Source organism: Curtobacterium sp. PvP017, assembly GCF_054060195.1.
Genome location: NZ_JBSSCY010000003.1, coordinates 70,866 through 85,216, shown reverse-complemented (window position 1 = coordinate 85,216; position 14,351 = coordinate 70,866). Strand labels below are relative to the sequence as shown.

13 protein-coding genes are annotated in these 14,351 nt (G+C 72.4%); 6 read left to right on the top strand and 7 right to left on the bottom strand.

What is annotated here, in order from left to right; all coding sequences use genetic code 11:
* Positions 1-5 precede the first annotated feature (5 nt).
* The 5 genes from ACVKXF_RS07955 to ACVKXF_RS07935 form a co-directional block, all read right to left on the bottom strand.
* A complete protein-coding gene (locus ACVKXF_RS07955) occupies positions 6-422 on the bottom strand; it encodes a carboxymuconolactone decarboxylase family protein (RefSeq protein ID WP_456795392.1) in 417 nt (138 codons plus the stop codon).
* A gap of 304 nt (positions 423-726) precedes the next feature.
* The gene (locus ACVKXF_RS07950) at positions 727-2,004 is read right to left on the bottom strand and encodes an LLM class flavin-dependent oxidoreductase (RefSeq protein WP_456795391.1); all 1,278 of its coding nucleotides are present in this window, start codon (positions 2,002-2,004) and stop codon (positions 727-729) included.
* Entirely contained in the window at positions 2,001-2,798 is a 798-nt protein-coding gene (locus tag ACVKXF_RS07945; protein WP_456795390.1) for an LLM class flavin-dependent oxidoreductase, read from the bottom strand. The genes ACVKXF_RS07950 and ACVKXF_RS07945 overlap by 4 nt, the downstream gene beginning before the upstream one ends.
* A gap of 148 nt (positions 2,799-2,946) precedes the next feature.
* Positions 2,947-4,167, bottom strand: coding sequence for an acyl-CoA dehydrogenase family protein (locus ACVKXF_RS07940; RefSeq protein ID WP_456795389.1), 1,221 nt, complete (start codon positions 4,165-4,167; stop codon positions 2,947-2,949).
* A gap of 95 nt (positions 4,168-4,262) precedes the next feature.
* Complete coding sequence (locus ACVKXF_RS07935) at positions 4,263-5,747, bottom strand: reverse transcriptase family protein (RefSeq protein WP_456795388.1); 1,485 nt, start codon at positions 5,745-5,747, stop codon at positions 4,263-4,265.
* Positions 5,748-5,809: 62 nt separating this feature from the next.
* Here ACVKXF_RS07935 and ACVKXF_RS07930 point away from each other — a divergent pair, with 62 nt between their 5' ends.
* Positions 5,810-6,370: a histidine phosphatase family protein gene (locus ACVKXF_RS07930; RefSeq protein WP_456795387.1), complete on the top strand. Its 561-nt coding sequence runs from the start codon at positions 5,810-5,812 to the stop codon at positions 6,368-6,370.
* 171 nt (positions 6,371-6,541) lie between these two features.
* Here ACVKXF_RS07930 and ACVKXF_RS07925 read toward each other — a convergent pair whose 3' ends face one another.
* Positions 6,542-7,351 carry a DUF1684 domain-containing protein gene (locus ACVKXF_RS07925; protein WP_456795386.1) on the bottom strand — a complete coding sequence of 270 codons (810 nt, stop codon included), beginning with the start codon at positions 7,349-7,351 and terminating at the stop codon, positions 6,542-6,544.
* 92 nt (positions 7,352-7,443) lie between these two features.
* Positions 7,444-8,691: an ROK family protein gene (locus ACVKXF_RS07920; protein WP_456795385.1), complete on the bottom strand. Its 1,248-nt coding sequence runs from the start codon at positions 8,689-8,691 to the stop codon at positions 7,444-7,446.
* A gap of 134 nt (positions 8,692-8,825) precedes the next feature.
* Between ACVKXF_RS07920 and ACVKXF_RS07915 the strand changes: the two genes are divergently transcribed.
* Genes ACVKXF_RS07915 through ACVKXF_RS07895 form a run of 5 tightly spaced genes read left to right on the top strand, consistent with a single transcriptional unit; the run spans position 8,826 to position 14,307 of the window.
* Positions 8,826-9,824, top strand: coding sequence for a carbohydrate ABC transporter permease (locus ACVKXF_RS07915; RefSeq protein WP_123312820.1), 999 nt, complete (start codon positions 8,826-8,828; stop codon positions 9,822-9,824).
* A 3-nt stretch (positions 9,825-9,827) separates the two neighbouring features.
* Positions 9,828-10,772: a carbohydrate ABC transporter permease gene (locus ACVKXF_RS07910; protein WP_123312821.1), complete on the top strand. Its 945-nt coding sequence runs from the start codon at positions 9,828-9,830 to the stop codon at positions 10,770-10,772.
* A complete protein-coding gene (locus tag ACVKXF_RS07905; RefSeq protein WP_185021359.1) occupies positions 10,769-12,160 on the top strand; it encodes an ABC transporter substrate-binding protein in 1,392 nt (463 codons plus the stop codon). The genes ACVKXF_RS07910 and ACVKXF_RS07905 overlap by 4 nt, the downstream gene beginning before the upstream one ends.
* 43 nt (positions 12,161-12,203) lie before the next feature.
* Positions 12,204-13,232, top strand: coding sequence for a Gfo/Idh/MocA family protein (locus tag ACVKXF_RS07900; RefSeq protein ID WP_456795384.1), 1,029 nt, complete (start codon positions 12,204-12,206; stop codon positions 13,230-13,232).
* A 52-nt stretch (positions 13,233-13,284) separates the two neighbouring features.
* On the top strand, positions 13,285-14,307 hold the full coding sequence (locus ACVKXF_RS07895) for a Gfo/Idh/MocA family protein (protein WP_222660921.1): 1,023 nt from the start codon (positions 13,285-13,287) through the stop codon (positions 14,305-14,307).
* Positions 14,308-14,351: the final 44 nt, after the last annotated feature.

Sequence of the window (14,351 nt, the reverse complement as noted above, 5' to 3'; positions counted from 1 at the left end):
TCCTCCTAGTGGGTGTGCGCGGCGTGGTCGGCGGCGGCCGGTGCTGAGTCGGCGGGGGTCGCGCGGGCCGGGGACGCGTCGGCGGGGGTCGCGTCGGCGCCGAACTTGAAGCCGAGTCGGCCGTGCGCGAACCCGCCGCCGGCGCGGATCGCGGTGGCGACCCAGGCGGCCTCGGCGAGCTCGGCCTCGGTCGCGCCGGCCGTCACGGCGCGCTGGCTGTGGCCGTCGATGCAGTAGACGCACTGCGTGGTGATGCCGACGGCGAGGGCGATGAGCTCCCGGTACTTCAGCGGGATCGCGCGGCCCTCGGCCTGGAACACCGACTCGTCGAACTGGACGAAGGCCTTGAGGATGTCCGGGGTCTGCTGCTTGTAGACCTTCGTGAAGGTCTTGTCCTGCTCGCGGTCGAGGTAGTCGGTCATGTCGGCGACGCTAGGGCGGTCGTGGCCCCGAGGCGACGGGTGTTGCGGACCGTGACCGGCGGTGTCGCCGTGTGACGCGGTGCCGCGGTGCCGGCCGTCACACAGCGTCACGCGGGGTGCGGGACGCGCGGTGCGGACGGTGCGGGACGCGCGGTCCGCACGGTGCGGCTTCCGTCGGTCGGTGCGAGGTTGCTCGCACCGTGAGCGGCTGCGAGCCCGCACGGTGCGACCAACCTCGCACCGTGTGAACGCACGCGCACGGTGCAGCAGCGCGGCCGTACCGCGGACCGCGCACCGTGCGAGGTCAGAGCCCCCGGGCACGCGCGGCGAACCGCCCGCGCAGCGTCACGTCCTCGTACGACCGGTGGAACACCCCGCGGCGCTGCAGGATCGGCACGAGCTCGTCCACGACGGTCTCGAGGCCCCGCGGGAACTCGTCGATCATCAGGTTGAAGCCGTCGGCGGCACCGGTGCGGTACCAGTCCTCGATGGTGTCGGCGGCCTGTTCCGGGGTCCCGACCACGATCCGGGCGCCGTACCCACCGAAGCCCCGCAGCACGTCCCGCAACGAGGTGTTGTTGGCGCGCACCCACCGCACGACGGTCTCGTGGTACCCGAGCGAGGGCCCGTAGGTGACCGGGTCGACCTCGCGGTCGAGGATCGCCGACGGGATCGGCGCGTCCGGGTCGAGCCCCGAGAGGTCGGCGTCGAGGTGCGTCCCGAGCGCCCGGAGCGAGTAACCGTCCGGCGCGAGGGCTTCGAGCTCGTCGAACCGGCGCTGCGCCTCGGCCTCGGTGCTGCCGAGCACGAGCGACAACCCCGGCACGATCGCGACGTCCGCTGCGCTCCGCCCGTGTGTCTCCGCAGCGGCCTTGACGGCGCGGCGGTGCTCCCGCGCCGGTTCCGGCGTCAACTCGACGGCGAAGACCCCCTCGGCGACGCGTGCCGCCAGGTCGCGGCCGTGGGGCGATCCCCCGGCCTGGAACACGACCGGGTGGCCCTGGGCCGACGACGGGACCCGGAGCACGCCCTCGAGGTCCAGGAACCCGCCGTGGTGCACGACGGGGACCCCGGTGGCGGCGGACCGCCAGAGCGCCGTCACCAGGTCCACGAACTCCCCCGCACGGGCGTAGCGCTCGGGCCGGTCGGGGTTCGTCGCGACGCCGAAGTTCGCGGACACCGAGCGGTCGTAGGTGGTGACGGCGTTCCACGCGACGCGTCCGCCGGACACCGTGTCCAGCGACAGCAGCCGCTCGGCGACGTCGAACGGGTCGTTGTACGTCGTCGACGCGGTGCCGACCAACCCGAGGTGGCTCGTCGCGTCGGCGATCGCCCCGAGCGCCACGAACGGCTCGAGCAACCCGTAGGCGCGGACGTTCGGGTCGCCGAACGCCGGGTGGTCGGCGAAGAACACCATGTCGAGCAGGCCGCGTTCGGCGGTGCGCCCGAGGTCGGCCCAGAACTCCGCCGTGAGCAGGTCGGTGGGCTCGACGTCCTGGGTCCGCCAGGCCGCGGGGCGCTGCCCGAAGCCCTGCAGGTTCACGCCGAGGATCAGCCCGGCGTCGTCGGCCGGGCCCGTCACGCGGTCACCGCCGTCGGGTCCGGGAGTCCCAGCAGGGTGCGGAGCGTCGGTCGCGCTGCTCGCGGTGGCCGTGGTGGTCGCGTCGCGGTCGACCGGGAGGCCCGGTGCGGCTCCGCCTCGGACCTCGCCGCCGGCAGCGGTGCGAGCGGGTGCGCGGTCCCGCCCAGGACGAGGTCCGCTCCGGGCAGGTCGACGTCGTGCCAGACCGCGAGGACGGGTTCACCCTGCCGGCTCGACGGCGTCGTGAGCGGTCCCCGGACGCGGTAGCCGTCCGGTCCGCCGTCGTGGTCGAGCGGTCGGATCCGGTCGATGTGCGCGAAGAGCCCCGACGTGCGGTCCCCGACGATGCTGTCGAGCGGCCAGGTGCGCCACAGCCCGCGGAGCACCCGGGCGAACTCGGCAGGGTCGTGCGGTGCGCCGGTGCTCGGGACTCCGGTGTTCGTTGCGCCGTGGTCTCGGGCGCCGACGACGGCGCCCACCCGACCGTCCAGGACGTGGTCGAGCGAGAGGACCCGGCGGGCGGCGTTGTACGGGTGCTCGCGGGTCGGGGCCACGGCGACGAGGAACCCGTGGTCCGGCAGCGCACGGCCGAGGGCGAGTGTCGCGGTGGTGGGGTCCAGCCGGTGGCCGGTGCTCGTCGCCGGATCGAAGCGGTCGGTGCCGACGGCGACGACGGCGGCACCGGAACCGGCGAGGCGGTCCGCGAGTCTGTCGATGCCGCCGGGTGTGGCTGCCGCTGCTGCGAGGTCCGCGTCCGGCACGGCGACGACGGGTGGTGCGGGGGCGGTGGTCACGGTGGTCCTCCCGTTCGGGTGCGCAGAACGGCCCGCCACGGTCGCCTCCCCAGCGTCCGTGGCGAGCCGGTGCACCGACCGTAGGGGCTCGCCTCGGCGCGGCGCACGCAGGTGTCGGCGGGTTGCGCTCCGTGACGGTCCGTTACGGTCAGCGGTCCAGCGGACTCGCACCGTTGACGAGCAGGTCGGCGACGATGCGGCGCTTGTGCACCCGCGGGTTGTGCGACGCCAGGGTGCGGGCGTTCCGCCAGTGCCGGTCGAGGCCGAGCGAGCGGAACGTCCCCGAGGACCCGAGGGCGTCGAACACCAGCGTCGTCGCGTCGAGCACCGCGTCGGTGACGACCGTCTGGGCGCGCGCCACCGCGATCCAGCTGCGTTCGAGCGCCGCCCGGAGCACCGGGTCGGTCGACGGTTCGGCACCGGCCGCACGCAGGGCGGTGTGCCGGTCGACGGCCGCGTCCACCGGGCCGAGGCTCGCGGCGAACGCGGCGTCGGCGGCGTGCACCCGGGCGTCGACGGTGCCGATCACGCTCAGCAGCTCCGGATCGCGGGCCGGGTCGGCAGCGGTGCCGTTGTGGTGTCCGCGCGCCCGGGATCGGAGTGCCTCGACGCCCTCCCGCAGGGCAGCGCGGCCGATGCCGACGAGGATCGCGTGCATCACGGTCTGGTAGTACTGCTCCTGGTACGGGTACCGGGTCGCGTACGGCAGCACCCGCTCGTCGGGCACCGGCACGTCGGTGTACGTCACGCTCCCGCTGCCGGTGATGCGCTGGCCGAAGCCGTCCCAGTCGTCACCCACCACGACGCCGGGGCCCTGGGCGTCGACGAGCGCGACGAACCGTGCACCGGTGTCGTCGAGCGCCAGGACCGTGATCCACCGGGCGTAGACGCTGCCCGTCGAGTAGAACTTCCGGCCGGTCAGCCGCCAGGACCCGTCCGGGTCGCGGACGATCCGCGTGGTCAGGTCGCCCCCGGCCGGGTTCGGCGACTCGCTCCACCCGCCCCCGACGAACTCGCCGTCACCGAGCCGCGTGACGATCGCACGGTCGAACGCGGTGCCCTCGGCGTGCACGCGGTCCTCGACGAACGAGAAGTGGTTCCGCCACACGTGCGCCAGGTTCGGATCGACCTCGGCGATCTCGGCGATCGCCCGGAACACGTCGGACAGACGGGCACCGACCCCGCCCCACGCGACCGGCGTCCGCCACCGCGCGAAGCCGGCGTCGACGAGCCAGCCGAGCTGTTCCGTGGCGAGACGCTCCTCGCGTTCCCGCTGGCGGGCGTCGATGCCGATCCGCTCGACGACGGGCCGGAGCGGTGCGATCAGCTCGTCGTAGCGGTCGTCGGCCGGGATCTCACTCGGACACATGGCGGCACGCTACCCAGGTGCGATCACGGCGCGGCCGGCCGCCGCAACGCGGGGCAACGGAGCGCAACCGGACGTCACACGGTCCGCCGACGGCATCACCACACGATGCGGGCGAACTCCTCGCGGAGCCGTCGGGCGCGGCCCGGGTTGACCTGCTCGACCCACCCGATGCGCCCGAGCAGGTGCGCCCGGAACTCCGGGTGACCCGAACGGTTCTGCGAGGCAGGCCCGTGCACCGCGGCGTTGTGCAGGACGGCGTGCAGCCGGTCGACCTCGCGGCGCCCGGGCGACGGACGCTCGTTGACCACGACACCCGTGACCGACTGCCGGACCCCGCGGCGCCGCACCCGGGTCTTCGACGGGTTGAGGCGGTGCCCCTGCTCGGTCACGATGCGGTCGACGCCGCGCAGGAACGCGTCCGGTCGTGCGGCGAGCCGGTCGCCGCCGCTGAACGTCAGGTCGTCGGCGTAGCGGGTGTACACCGCGTCGACGGCCCCGGCCCATCCGGCCAGCCGGGCGTCGAGGTGCCGCAGCGAGGTGTTCGCCAGCGCGGGCGACGTCGGGGCACCCTGGGGAAGGTGCGCCCTCGCCAGGGCCTGACACAGCGCGTGACGCTCCTCCGGCGAGCCGCCGGCCGGCATCGCGCTGAGCACGTGGACCGGTACCCGGTGGGTGCAGAGCCCGGTCAGCACGTGCGCGAGCGGCTCCGCGAACCCGGCGGCCCGGAAGACGCCGTAGACGGTCGGCGCGGAGACGCTCGCGAAGAACGTCGTGAGGTCCGCGGTGACCACGACCTGCTGACCGGTGTGCACCGCTGCTCCCGTGACGACGCTCCGGCCGGGCACGAAGCCGTGCGCGGCGTCGTGCACCGGCAGCATCGTCAGGAGTTCGTCGAGGATCGTCCGTTGGGTGCGACGGAGCATGTCCATCGGCTTCTCGAGCAGGCGAGGCGCGCGACCGGGCCGGGTGATCCACTCGTGCCGGTGGTGGTGGAGGGGGCTCGAGGGTCCCTGGCGGCGGTTCCACGCGCGGGTGTCGGCGAGCCAGAGCAGCCGGCCGACGGTGAGGTCGAGTGCCCGCGCGAGCTCGGGCAGGGTGTCGACGAGCAGCGGGCTCGCCGTCTCCGGACGGGCACGGACCGCGGTGGCCCGGCGCACGAGCACCCGGATCGGCCGACGGTCCTCGCGCGACCGGTGCTGCGCGACGAGGCGCGGCGCAGCGGCGAGCACGGCCGCGAGCTGGCGCGGAGCGTCCACCGGTGGCCGGGGGTACGCCTCGAGCGCGGCGGCGACCGCGAGCCCGACGTACGCACGCTCGACGCCGACGACCACGTACCCGACCGCCGTCAGCACGTCCGCCTCCCACCGCTCGGCGGTCAGGAACGCGTCGGCCAGCGCGGCGGTGACGACGGAGAGGGGCGTGGGGTTCCCGGAGGACCTGTCGGTGCCTCCGTGCAGCGTCGCGCGCGGAGCGCGCTCGCCTGCTCGGGGCGTGTCGTCCTGCTGGTCCTGCGTGCCCCGGGGTGACCCCGGAGAGGTCGACGCGTCACGCGCGCCGGCCGCCTCCCCCGGGAACTCCACGCGCTCACCCTACGACGAGCCCCCGACGCGCACACCACCCCGGTCCGTGCCAGGATCGCCGGATGGTCTCGTACTTCCTGAGCCACGCCGAGGTCGTCGTAGAACCCGCCGAACCGATCGAGTCGTGGGGACTGTCCGTCGTCGGGCGCACCCGTGCCGGGCGGGCGGACGCGCTGGCGTGGGACTCGGGTGTCGATCGCATCGTGTCGAGCACGGAACGCAAGGCCGTCGAGACCGCCGAGCTGCTCGGGGCCGCGGTCGGGCACGTGCCGACGCAGGACGAGCTGCTCGGCGAGATCGACCGCAGCGCGACGGGCTACCTGCCACCGACCGAGTTCGAGGGGGTCGTCGACCGGTTCTTCGCCGAGCCGGCCCGGTCGGTCCGCGGATGGGAGCGCGCCGTCGACGCCCAGGCCCGCATCGTCGGAGCGGTCCGGCGGCTCACTGCGGCGGGCGACGCGACCATCGTGTCGCACGGTGCGGTCGGGGCGCTCCTGCTCGCCGACCTGACGGGAGCGCCGGTGTCACGCGCGCTCGACCAACCCGGCATGGGCAGCGTGTTCGCGTTCGATGCGCGGGCGTGGCGGGCGACGAGCACCTGGGAGCGCGTGCCCCTCGCCTGACGCACGCCGACCGCCGACGCCGAGCGACACCGTGGACGTCGTACGACATCGACCTCCTCGCTCCCGCGCGGCTGCAACGACCCGCGCGCGCAACGAACGACGTCCTCGTCGTCGCACGACATCGAGGACGTCGTTCCGCGTCGGGCGTGCGCGGCCCCCAGCCACACGGGCTCAGACGGGCAGCCGCTCCCCCGCCTCGACGGCCACGTCGAGCCGGTTCTCGGCCGGGGGCAGCGGGCACGTCGCGTGCGCCGTGTACGCGCACGGCAGGTTCGTCGCGCGGGTGAAGTCGATCCGGGTGGCGCCGGTGGCATCCGGGGCGGCGATGTCCAGGCTCCGGTTGGCGGCGTAGGTCGTGACACCACTGGTGCGGTCGGTGAACAGGACGTGCAGGCCGTCCCCGTGCCCGTTGAACGCGAGCAGCGACCGCGGCCCGTCGAGGTCGAAGGTCAGCACGCCCGGCGCCGAGTAGACGTGCTGCAGGCCGTCGACGACGGAGCCGACGGTGACCTCGCGCGGTTCGTCGAACGGTTCGAAGTGCGCGTCGACGACGAAGCGTTCCGACGGCTCGTACGTCGGGGTGCCGGGGTACTCGGTCCGGGTCGCGTTTCCGGGGTGCCGCGGGCGGATGACGTCGCTGCCGCCGCGTCGGGCGACCTCGATCACGACGGACTCGTCGCCGTCCTGCCACACGACGTTCGTGCTCGAGCGCTCGGGCAGTGGTCCGAAGCGGTGGGTTCCGGTGACCGACTGCCCGTCGACCGTGATCGTCTCGCCGTCCGCGAGCTCGACGACGGGTCCGTCCTCGCCCGTCGACCACGTACCCGGGGCGTCGTCGAAGCGCTCGGGCGTCGCGGGGAGCCACCGGATGCTGGTGATGGCGAGGAAGCCGTGCTCGCTCGCCCGTGCCCGCTCGTGCTCGTCGTGCCAGGCGGCCCACTCGGTGGCGAAGTCGGATGCGGTCGGCGTCGTCGTGCTCATGCTCCGACGCTACGGCGTCGCGACGGCGGCCGCGCCGACGTCGTCGCACGGCGTCACGCGCGCTGCCGGCCCCGTGCCCTGGACGCGCCCGCTCACCAGGGGTGGGCGATGCTGCGGAGGTGCACCGGGCCTCCCGGTCGACGCCCCGGACCGGCACCGCGGACGGCGGGTGCGGGCACGGCGAGGTCGGCCTGCAGCACCGCGCAGGCCACACCGCGGGCGACCGAGGCCTCGCCGAAGGCGGTCGCCGCGACCGTCGGGAACGGCCCCTGCGGCAGGCGGACGGCGAGCCGCTCCCGGACGGCCGCGATGAAGACGTCGCCGCCGGCGAGGGCCGCGCTGCCACCGATCGTGACCCGCGGCACATCGAGCAGCTCGACGACGTGGGCGAGCGCCGATCCGAGTGCGGCCCCGGCCTCCGCGACCAGCGGTGCCGCGGCCGGCGTCGCGCAGAGCCGCTCGAACGCGCGTCGGACGTCGGTGGCCCGGTCGAGCGGGATCCCCGCGGGGAGCAGCCCGGCGGTGACCGCGCGCCGGACCTGCTGCAGGGGCTGGCAGGCTTCCCAGACCTCGGTCCAGCGGCCGTGCGCCTCGACCGGCATGCCCCCGAACTCGCCGGCGTTGCCGGTGGCGCCGCGGACCACCTCGCCGGCCGCGACCGTCGCCGCGCTGATCCCGTGGCCGAGGAAGACGGACACCAGGTCGTCGGCAGCGGGCTCGGCCCAGACCTCGCCGAGGGCGCTCGCGACGCCGTCCTTCTCGAGGAGCACGGGCAGACCGGTCCGGGCGGCGAGCTCGTCGGTGACGGGCAGCGACCACCAGGCGGGCAACTGCGCGGGGGTGCCCATCCGGACGCCGTCCGGGTCGATCGATCCGGGGACGGCCAGGCCGATGCCGGCAGGGGCGGAACGGCCGCCGCGGACGCGCCGCACGGCCGCGGCCATCGTGTCGAGCGTCCGCGCCGGGTCGTCGGTCGCGTCCAGGTCGACGTGCTCGACGGCCAGCACGGCACCGGTCAGGTCGGTGCGCACCACGACCAGGTGCGCCGGGTCGAGGTGCACCCCGATCGCCGACCGCGACCCCGCGACGACCTCGAGCCGTCGCCCACCGCCCGGCACCTCGCGCACCAGCCCCGCCCCCACGAGTCCGGCGGCGATGTTCGACACCGTCTGCGCGCTGAGCCCGGTCGCACGCACCAGATCGGCTCGGGCGAACGGCCCCCGGCGGCGGACGAGGTCGAGCACGAGCGCACGGTTCTGGACTCCGACGCGCACGAGGTTCGTGCCGCCCGTTCTGCCCTGCACCACGGTGTCAGGAAGGGGTTGACGGGGCTCGGACATGATCCCTAGCATCTCTGGTCATACGAATTTGTCAATCAATTGGATTGAAACCGCGACGGTGCGATCGGTTCGCCCGTCCGACGACGGATTCGCCTGTGCCACACCGGCGTGGCACGGGGTCGGAAGGGACGCTCGTGACGACGACGACACGATCCGGGACCACTGCACCACCACGGACGCGCACGGGCGGTGACGCTCCGGCCCGTCGACGACCACGCGAGAAGCATCCGTGGACCCCGGCCGAGAAACGCCGGCTGCGCGTCGGCATCGCGTTCATCTCGCCGTGGATCCTCGGCGTGCTCGTGTTCATCGCCTACCCCCTGATCTACTCGTTCGCGATCAGCCTGACCCGGTACTCGGGCATGGCCGACATCACCTGGGTCGGGTTCGCCAACTACGTCGCCGCGTTCATCGACCCGCTCGTGCACACCGCGGTCGGCAACACCCTGTTCTACGCCGTGATCGCAGTGCCCGTCGGCATCGTGATCGCCATCGTCATCGCCATCGCGATGAACCAGGACGTCCGCGAGATCGGCTGGTACCGGACCGCGCTGTACATCCCCTCGCTCATCCCCACCTTCGCGCTGGCGTTCATCTTCGTGGTGCTCGTCAACCCGCAGACCGGCCTGGTCAACCAGGTCATGAAGCTCGTCGGGATCCCGGCGACGAACCTGCTCGGCGACCCGACCACGGCGAAGCTCGTCATCGTCGCGCTCGCCCAGATGGGTGCCGGCAACGCGGCGCTGATCTTCCTCGCCGGACTGCGCGGGATCCCGAAGACCCTGTACGAAGCCGCTCGCGTGGACGGCGCCGGACCGGTCCGGCAGTTCTTCGCGCTGACGCTGCCGCTGCTCTCGCCGGTGATCCTGTTCAACCTGATCACCGGCATCAGCAACGGCCTGCAGGTCTTCACCGAGGCGTACGTGATCTCGTCCGGCACCGGCGGCCTCGGCAGCCCGGACAACGGGACGTTGTTCTACATGCTCTACCTCTACAAGAACGCGTTCAGCTACGCGCAGCTCGGGTTCGCCAGCGCCATGGCCGTGCTGCTGTTCCTGGCCGGCATGATCCTGTCCGGGCTCGTGTACTGGCTGTCCAAGCGCTTCGTCAACTACGACGTGACCGGGGAGTGACCGATGACACTGCGCACTGAACGACACCCGGACCGCGACACCGTCACCTCGTCGATCGAGGCCGTCCGGCCCCGCGGCCGCAAGGGTGCCGACGACCGCTCCCGCAACGCCGACGGCTCGATCCGCTCGCCGTGGTCGTCCGTCCTCGCCCGCGTGCTCCTCATCGCGATGAGCCTGCTGTTCCTCATCCCCATCTACTGGATGGTCATCTCGGCGCTGAAGGGCAACTCCGAACTCGGTGCCTTCCCGCCCACCTGGTTCCCGCAGTGGCTCGACTGGTCGAACTTCGGCAAGGCGATCGACGCGATGCCGTTCTTCACGTTCTTCCGGAACACGCTCATCATCACGGTCTGCGTGACGCTCTTCTCGATGGTCTCGAACCTCGTGATCGCCTACGGGTTCGCGTGCCTCGAGTGGCGCGGCCGCGACAAGGTGTTCTACGTCGTGCTCGCCACGCTGTTCATCCCGTTCCCCGTCACGCTCATCCCGATGTTCGACCTGTACGCCCGACTCGGCTGGATCAACACCTTCCTGCCGCTCATCGTGCCGAGCCTGTTCGGGTCCGCGTTCTACGTGTTCCTGCTCCGGCAGTTCCTGCTGCAGATCCCGAAGGACCTGCTCAACGCAGCGCGGATGGACGGCGCCTCCGAGTGGGGCATCCTCTGGCGGATCGTCTTCCCGCAGGCCCGGGCGGCGCTCGTCACCGTGGGGATCTTCGCGGCGGTGGGTGCCTGGAACGACTTCCTCGGACCGCTCATCTACCTGCAGGACGAGAACGTGCAGACGCTGTCCATCGGGCTGCAGATCTTCCGCCTCAACAACTCGCAGGACTTCCAGTTCAACCAGCTGATGGCGGCATCGGTGCTCATCATCCTGCCGCTCGTGGTCCTGTTCTTCGTGTTCCAGCGGACGTTCATCAAGGGCGTCCAGATCGGGAGCTTCAAGTGAGCAGCGCATTCGACCGACGAACGTTCCTCCGCGGTGCCGCGGCCACCGGCGGGGCCGGCGCGCTCGCACTGCTCGCCGCCTCGTGCGCGAGTGGCTCCGGGGCGCGCAGCAACCCGAACCAGGTCACCATCTGGGGCGTCACGGGCACCTTCGTGCCGTTCCAGACGAAGGTGATCAAGGACTTCAACGAGGTCCACCCCGAGGTCGACGTGAAGGTGAACGTCGTGCCCTCGCAGGGCACCGGCGACGCCACGAGCATCATCACGGCCGTGCGCGGCGGCACCGCCCCCGACCTGTGGCTCCTCGACCGGTTCAGTGCGGCGCAGTACGCGGCGATCGGGCTCATCGAACCGATCGACGACATGATCGAGGAGTTCGAGGACCAGCCGAAGGACGAGTTCCTGGCGCAGTGGCTCGGGTTCACGATCGGCGAGGTCAGCTACCAGGGCAAGACCTACGGCCTCCCCCACGACACCGACGCCCGCGGCATGTTCGTGAACCGGAAGATGCTCACCGGCGCCGGGATCGACCCGGACGAGTTCGACTGGGAGCACAACGGTCCGGTGAGCATGGACCGGATGTGGGACGTCAGCGAACGCCTCACGAAGAAGTCCGGCGGGAACTACACGCACGTCGGACTGCTCCCCTGGTACGGCGAAGGCTGGCCGTTCACGTGGGGGCTCGGCCTGGGCGCCTCGTACTTCGACCAGCAGGACTCGAAGATGACGATGGACTCGGCGAGCGTCCGGAGCATCTTCGAGTTCTACGAGGACTGGGCCAAGCGCTACGGCTACAAGGACGCCGACACCTTCATCGCGACCTACGAGCCGACCGGGCACCCGCCGGGACAGACCGCGTTCATGGCGGACCGGATGGCGTTCATGGTCAGCGTCCCGTCGACGATCCAGACCTTCGACAACTACGGCCCGAAGGACCTCGACTGGGGCACCGCGTACCTGCCGACCCAGCAGGACGGCGGCGACAAGTACACCTGGTCCGGCGGCTTCGCGCTGTGCGTGCCGAAGGGCTCGAAGAAGAACAAGGCCGTGTGGGAGCTCATGAAGTACTTCACGAGCAAGCAGGGTCAGGAGACCTACATGGTGCCGGCCACGAGCGTGCCGTCGAACATCGCAGCGCTCGAGGACCCGAAGGGCTCGGCGAAGTCGATCCGCTTCTTCACCGAGTCGATCGGCGCGTCCACCTGCCGCCCGCCGTTGCCCGTCGGCGGCGCGTGGTGGGACTCCCTCGCCGACGCGCGGTCGAGCGTCCTGCTCGGCACCGCGAGTCCGCAGGAGGCCGTCGAGCGTGCGCAGAACCGCGTCGACCCGATGATGCAGACGTACTCGCCGTTCACGCTGCCGAAGGACTACGACACGGTCCGGATCTGAGCAGGAACGCACCGCCCGTCACCACGAGAGGAACCACCGACACATGCCCTCCACCCCCTTGCGCGTCGCCGTCCTCGGCTTCTGGCACGTCCACGCCGGCGACTACGCGCAGCAGACCGTCGACCACCCCGGCACCGAGCTCGTCGCCGTGTGGGACGACGACGCCGAGCGCGGCCGGGCCGGCGCCGAACGGTTCGGTGTCGAGTTCACCGACGACCTCGACGCCCTGCTCGCCCGGCCGGACGTCGACGCCGTCACGATCACGACCTCGACCGACGTCCACCGCGACGTCATCGTACGCGCCGCCGCGGCCGGCAAGCACGTCTTCACCGAGAAGCTCCTCGCCCCCACCGTCGAGGAGTGCGAGGCGGTCATCGCCGCCTGCGACACGGCCCGCGTCGCGCTCGTCGTCTCACTCCCGCGGCTGTACCACGGGTACACCGCCGCGATCCTGCGCGAACTCGACGCGGGTCGCCTCGGCGACGTCACGTCCTCCCGCGTCCGGCTCTCGCACGACGGTGCCGTCGCACCGTGGCTGCCGGAGCGCTTCTTCGACCCGGCGACGGCGATCGGCGGCGCCCTCACCGACCTCGGCTGCCACCCCGTGTACCTGACCCAGCTGTTCCTCGGCGCACGGCCGGACAGCGTCGCGGCCGTCTACCGTTCGGTCACCGGCCGAGCGGTCGAGGACCACGCCGTGGTCACCGTCGGCTACCCCTCGCAGGCGATCGGCGTGATCGAGGCCGGCTTCGTCGCCGGCACCCCGTTCACGATCGACGTGGCCGGCACGCGGGGGTGGCTCGCCTACTCCGACCTGGAGGCCCGGCTCACCGCCGGCGGACCGGCCTACGGCGACGAGACGGTCACCCTCGAGGTCCCCGCCGACACCCAGGACGCGTTCGGACAGTGGGTGGACCACGTGGCCGCCGGCACGCGTGCCGACGACAACCTCGCCCGCGCCGTCGAGCTCACCCGCCTGGTGGTCGCCGCGAACGACGCCGCGGGCCAGCCCGCGGGACACGCCGCGGTGTACGCCGCGGGGCACGCCGCCCCCGTCGGCGCATCCGTCTGACGGCCCCAGCAGTCCAGCAGTGCAACGCCACGAACCCACCACAGGAGTCACCATGTCCAGCGACATCATCCGCGTCGGCCTGATCGGCGGCGGGGGCATCGCCACGTTCCACATCAGCGGGTACGCCCAGCACCCGGAGCTGATCCGGGTCGCCGCGGTCGCCGACGCGTTCGCGGCCACGGCCGAGGAGCGCGGCGCCGAGCTCGGCGTCCCCTGCTTCACCGACTACCTCGAGATGCTCGAGCAGGCGGACATCGACGCCGTGGACATCTGCCTGCCGCACCACCTGCACCGCGACGCGATCGTCGCCGCCGCGAAGGCCGGCAAGCACGTGCTGTGCGAGAAGCCGCTGTGCCTGAGCCCGGACGAGGCCGCCGACGTGCAGCGTGCGGTGTCGGAGTCCGGCATCACCCTGATGTGCGCGCACAACCAGCTGTTCATGCCAGCGGTCGCGAAGGCCAAGGAGCTCATCGACGGCGGCGCGCTCGGCACGGTGTACGAGGTCCGCACCACCGACTCGTTCCGCAACGAGTTCGACCCGTCGAACATGGGGTGGCGTGCGCACGCGTCGACGAGCGGCGGAGGTGAGCTCATCGACACGGGCTACCACCCGAGCTACCTGCTCATGCACCTGGCCGGCGGCGTCCCGGTGCAGGCCACCGCGATGCTGTCCACGCACCGACTCGCCTTCATGGAGGGCGAGGACTCGGCACAGGCCCTGTTCCGCTTCGACAACGGCGCCGTGGGGCAGCTCGTGACGAGCTGGGCGTACGACCCGGCCGCCGGCACCGAGCGGTTCAGCGTCGTCGGCGAGCACGGCTCCCTGACGAGCGACGGCACCACGCTGCGGTGGGACCTGCGGGACGGCACGAGCGAGTCCGTCACCTTCGACGAGGTCGACACCTTCGCTGCCGAGATCGGCGCGTTCGGGGCGTGCCTGCGTGACGGCACGCGGCCGATCCACTCCGAGCGGGAGGGCATCGCGGTGCTCGGCATGATCCTGGCGGCGTACGAGGGCGCCCGGACGGGCACGATCGCCCCGGTCCTGACGGCGGACGAGACCGTCAGCGCCTGACTGGCGCGGATCGGCCCCGGACGACATCCTCGACGTCACACGAC

Bases quoted from the DNA above. Each gene is read 5' to 3' on its own strand.
- ACVKXF_RS07955 (WP_456795392.1), bottom strand. From the start codon at position 422: ATGACCGACTACCTCGACCGCGAGCAGGACAAGACCTTCACGAAGGTC.
- ACVKXF_RS07940 (WP_456795389.1), bottom strand. From the start codon at position 4,167: ATGTGTCCGAGTGAGATCCCGGCCGACGACCGCTACGACGAGCTGATC.
- ACVKXF_RS07930 (WP_456795387.1), top strand. From the start codon at position 5,810: ATGGTCTCGTACTTCCTGAGCCACGCCGAGGTCGTCGTAGAACCCGCC.
- ACVKXF_RS07925 (WP_456795386.1), bottom strand. From the start codon at position 7,351: ATGAGCACGACGACGCCGACCGCATCCGACTTCGCCACCGAGTGGGCC.
- ACVKXF_RS07920 (WP_456795385.1), bottom strand. From the start codon at position 8,691: ATGTCCGAGCCCCGTCAACCCCTTCCTGACACCGTGGTGCAGGGCAGA.
- ACVKXF_RS07910 (WP_123312821.1), top strand. From the start codon at position 9,828: ATGACACTGCGCACTGAACGACACCCGGACCGCGACACCGTCACCTCG.
- ACVKXF_RS07900 (WP_456795384.1), top strand. From the start codon at position 12,204: ATGCCCTCCACCCCCTTGCGCGTCGCCGTCCTCGGCTTCTGGCACGTC.
- ACVKXF_RS07895 (WP_222660921.1), top strand. From the start codon at position 13,285: ATGTCCAGCGACATCATCCGCGTCGGCCTGATCGGCGGCGGGGGCATC.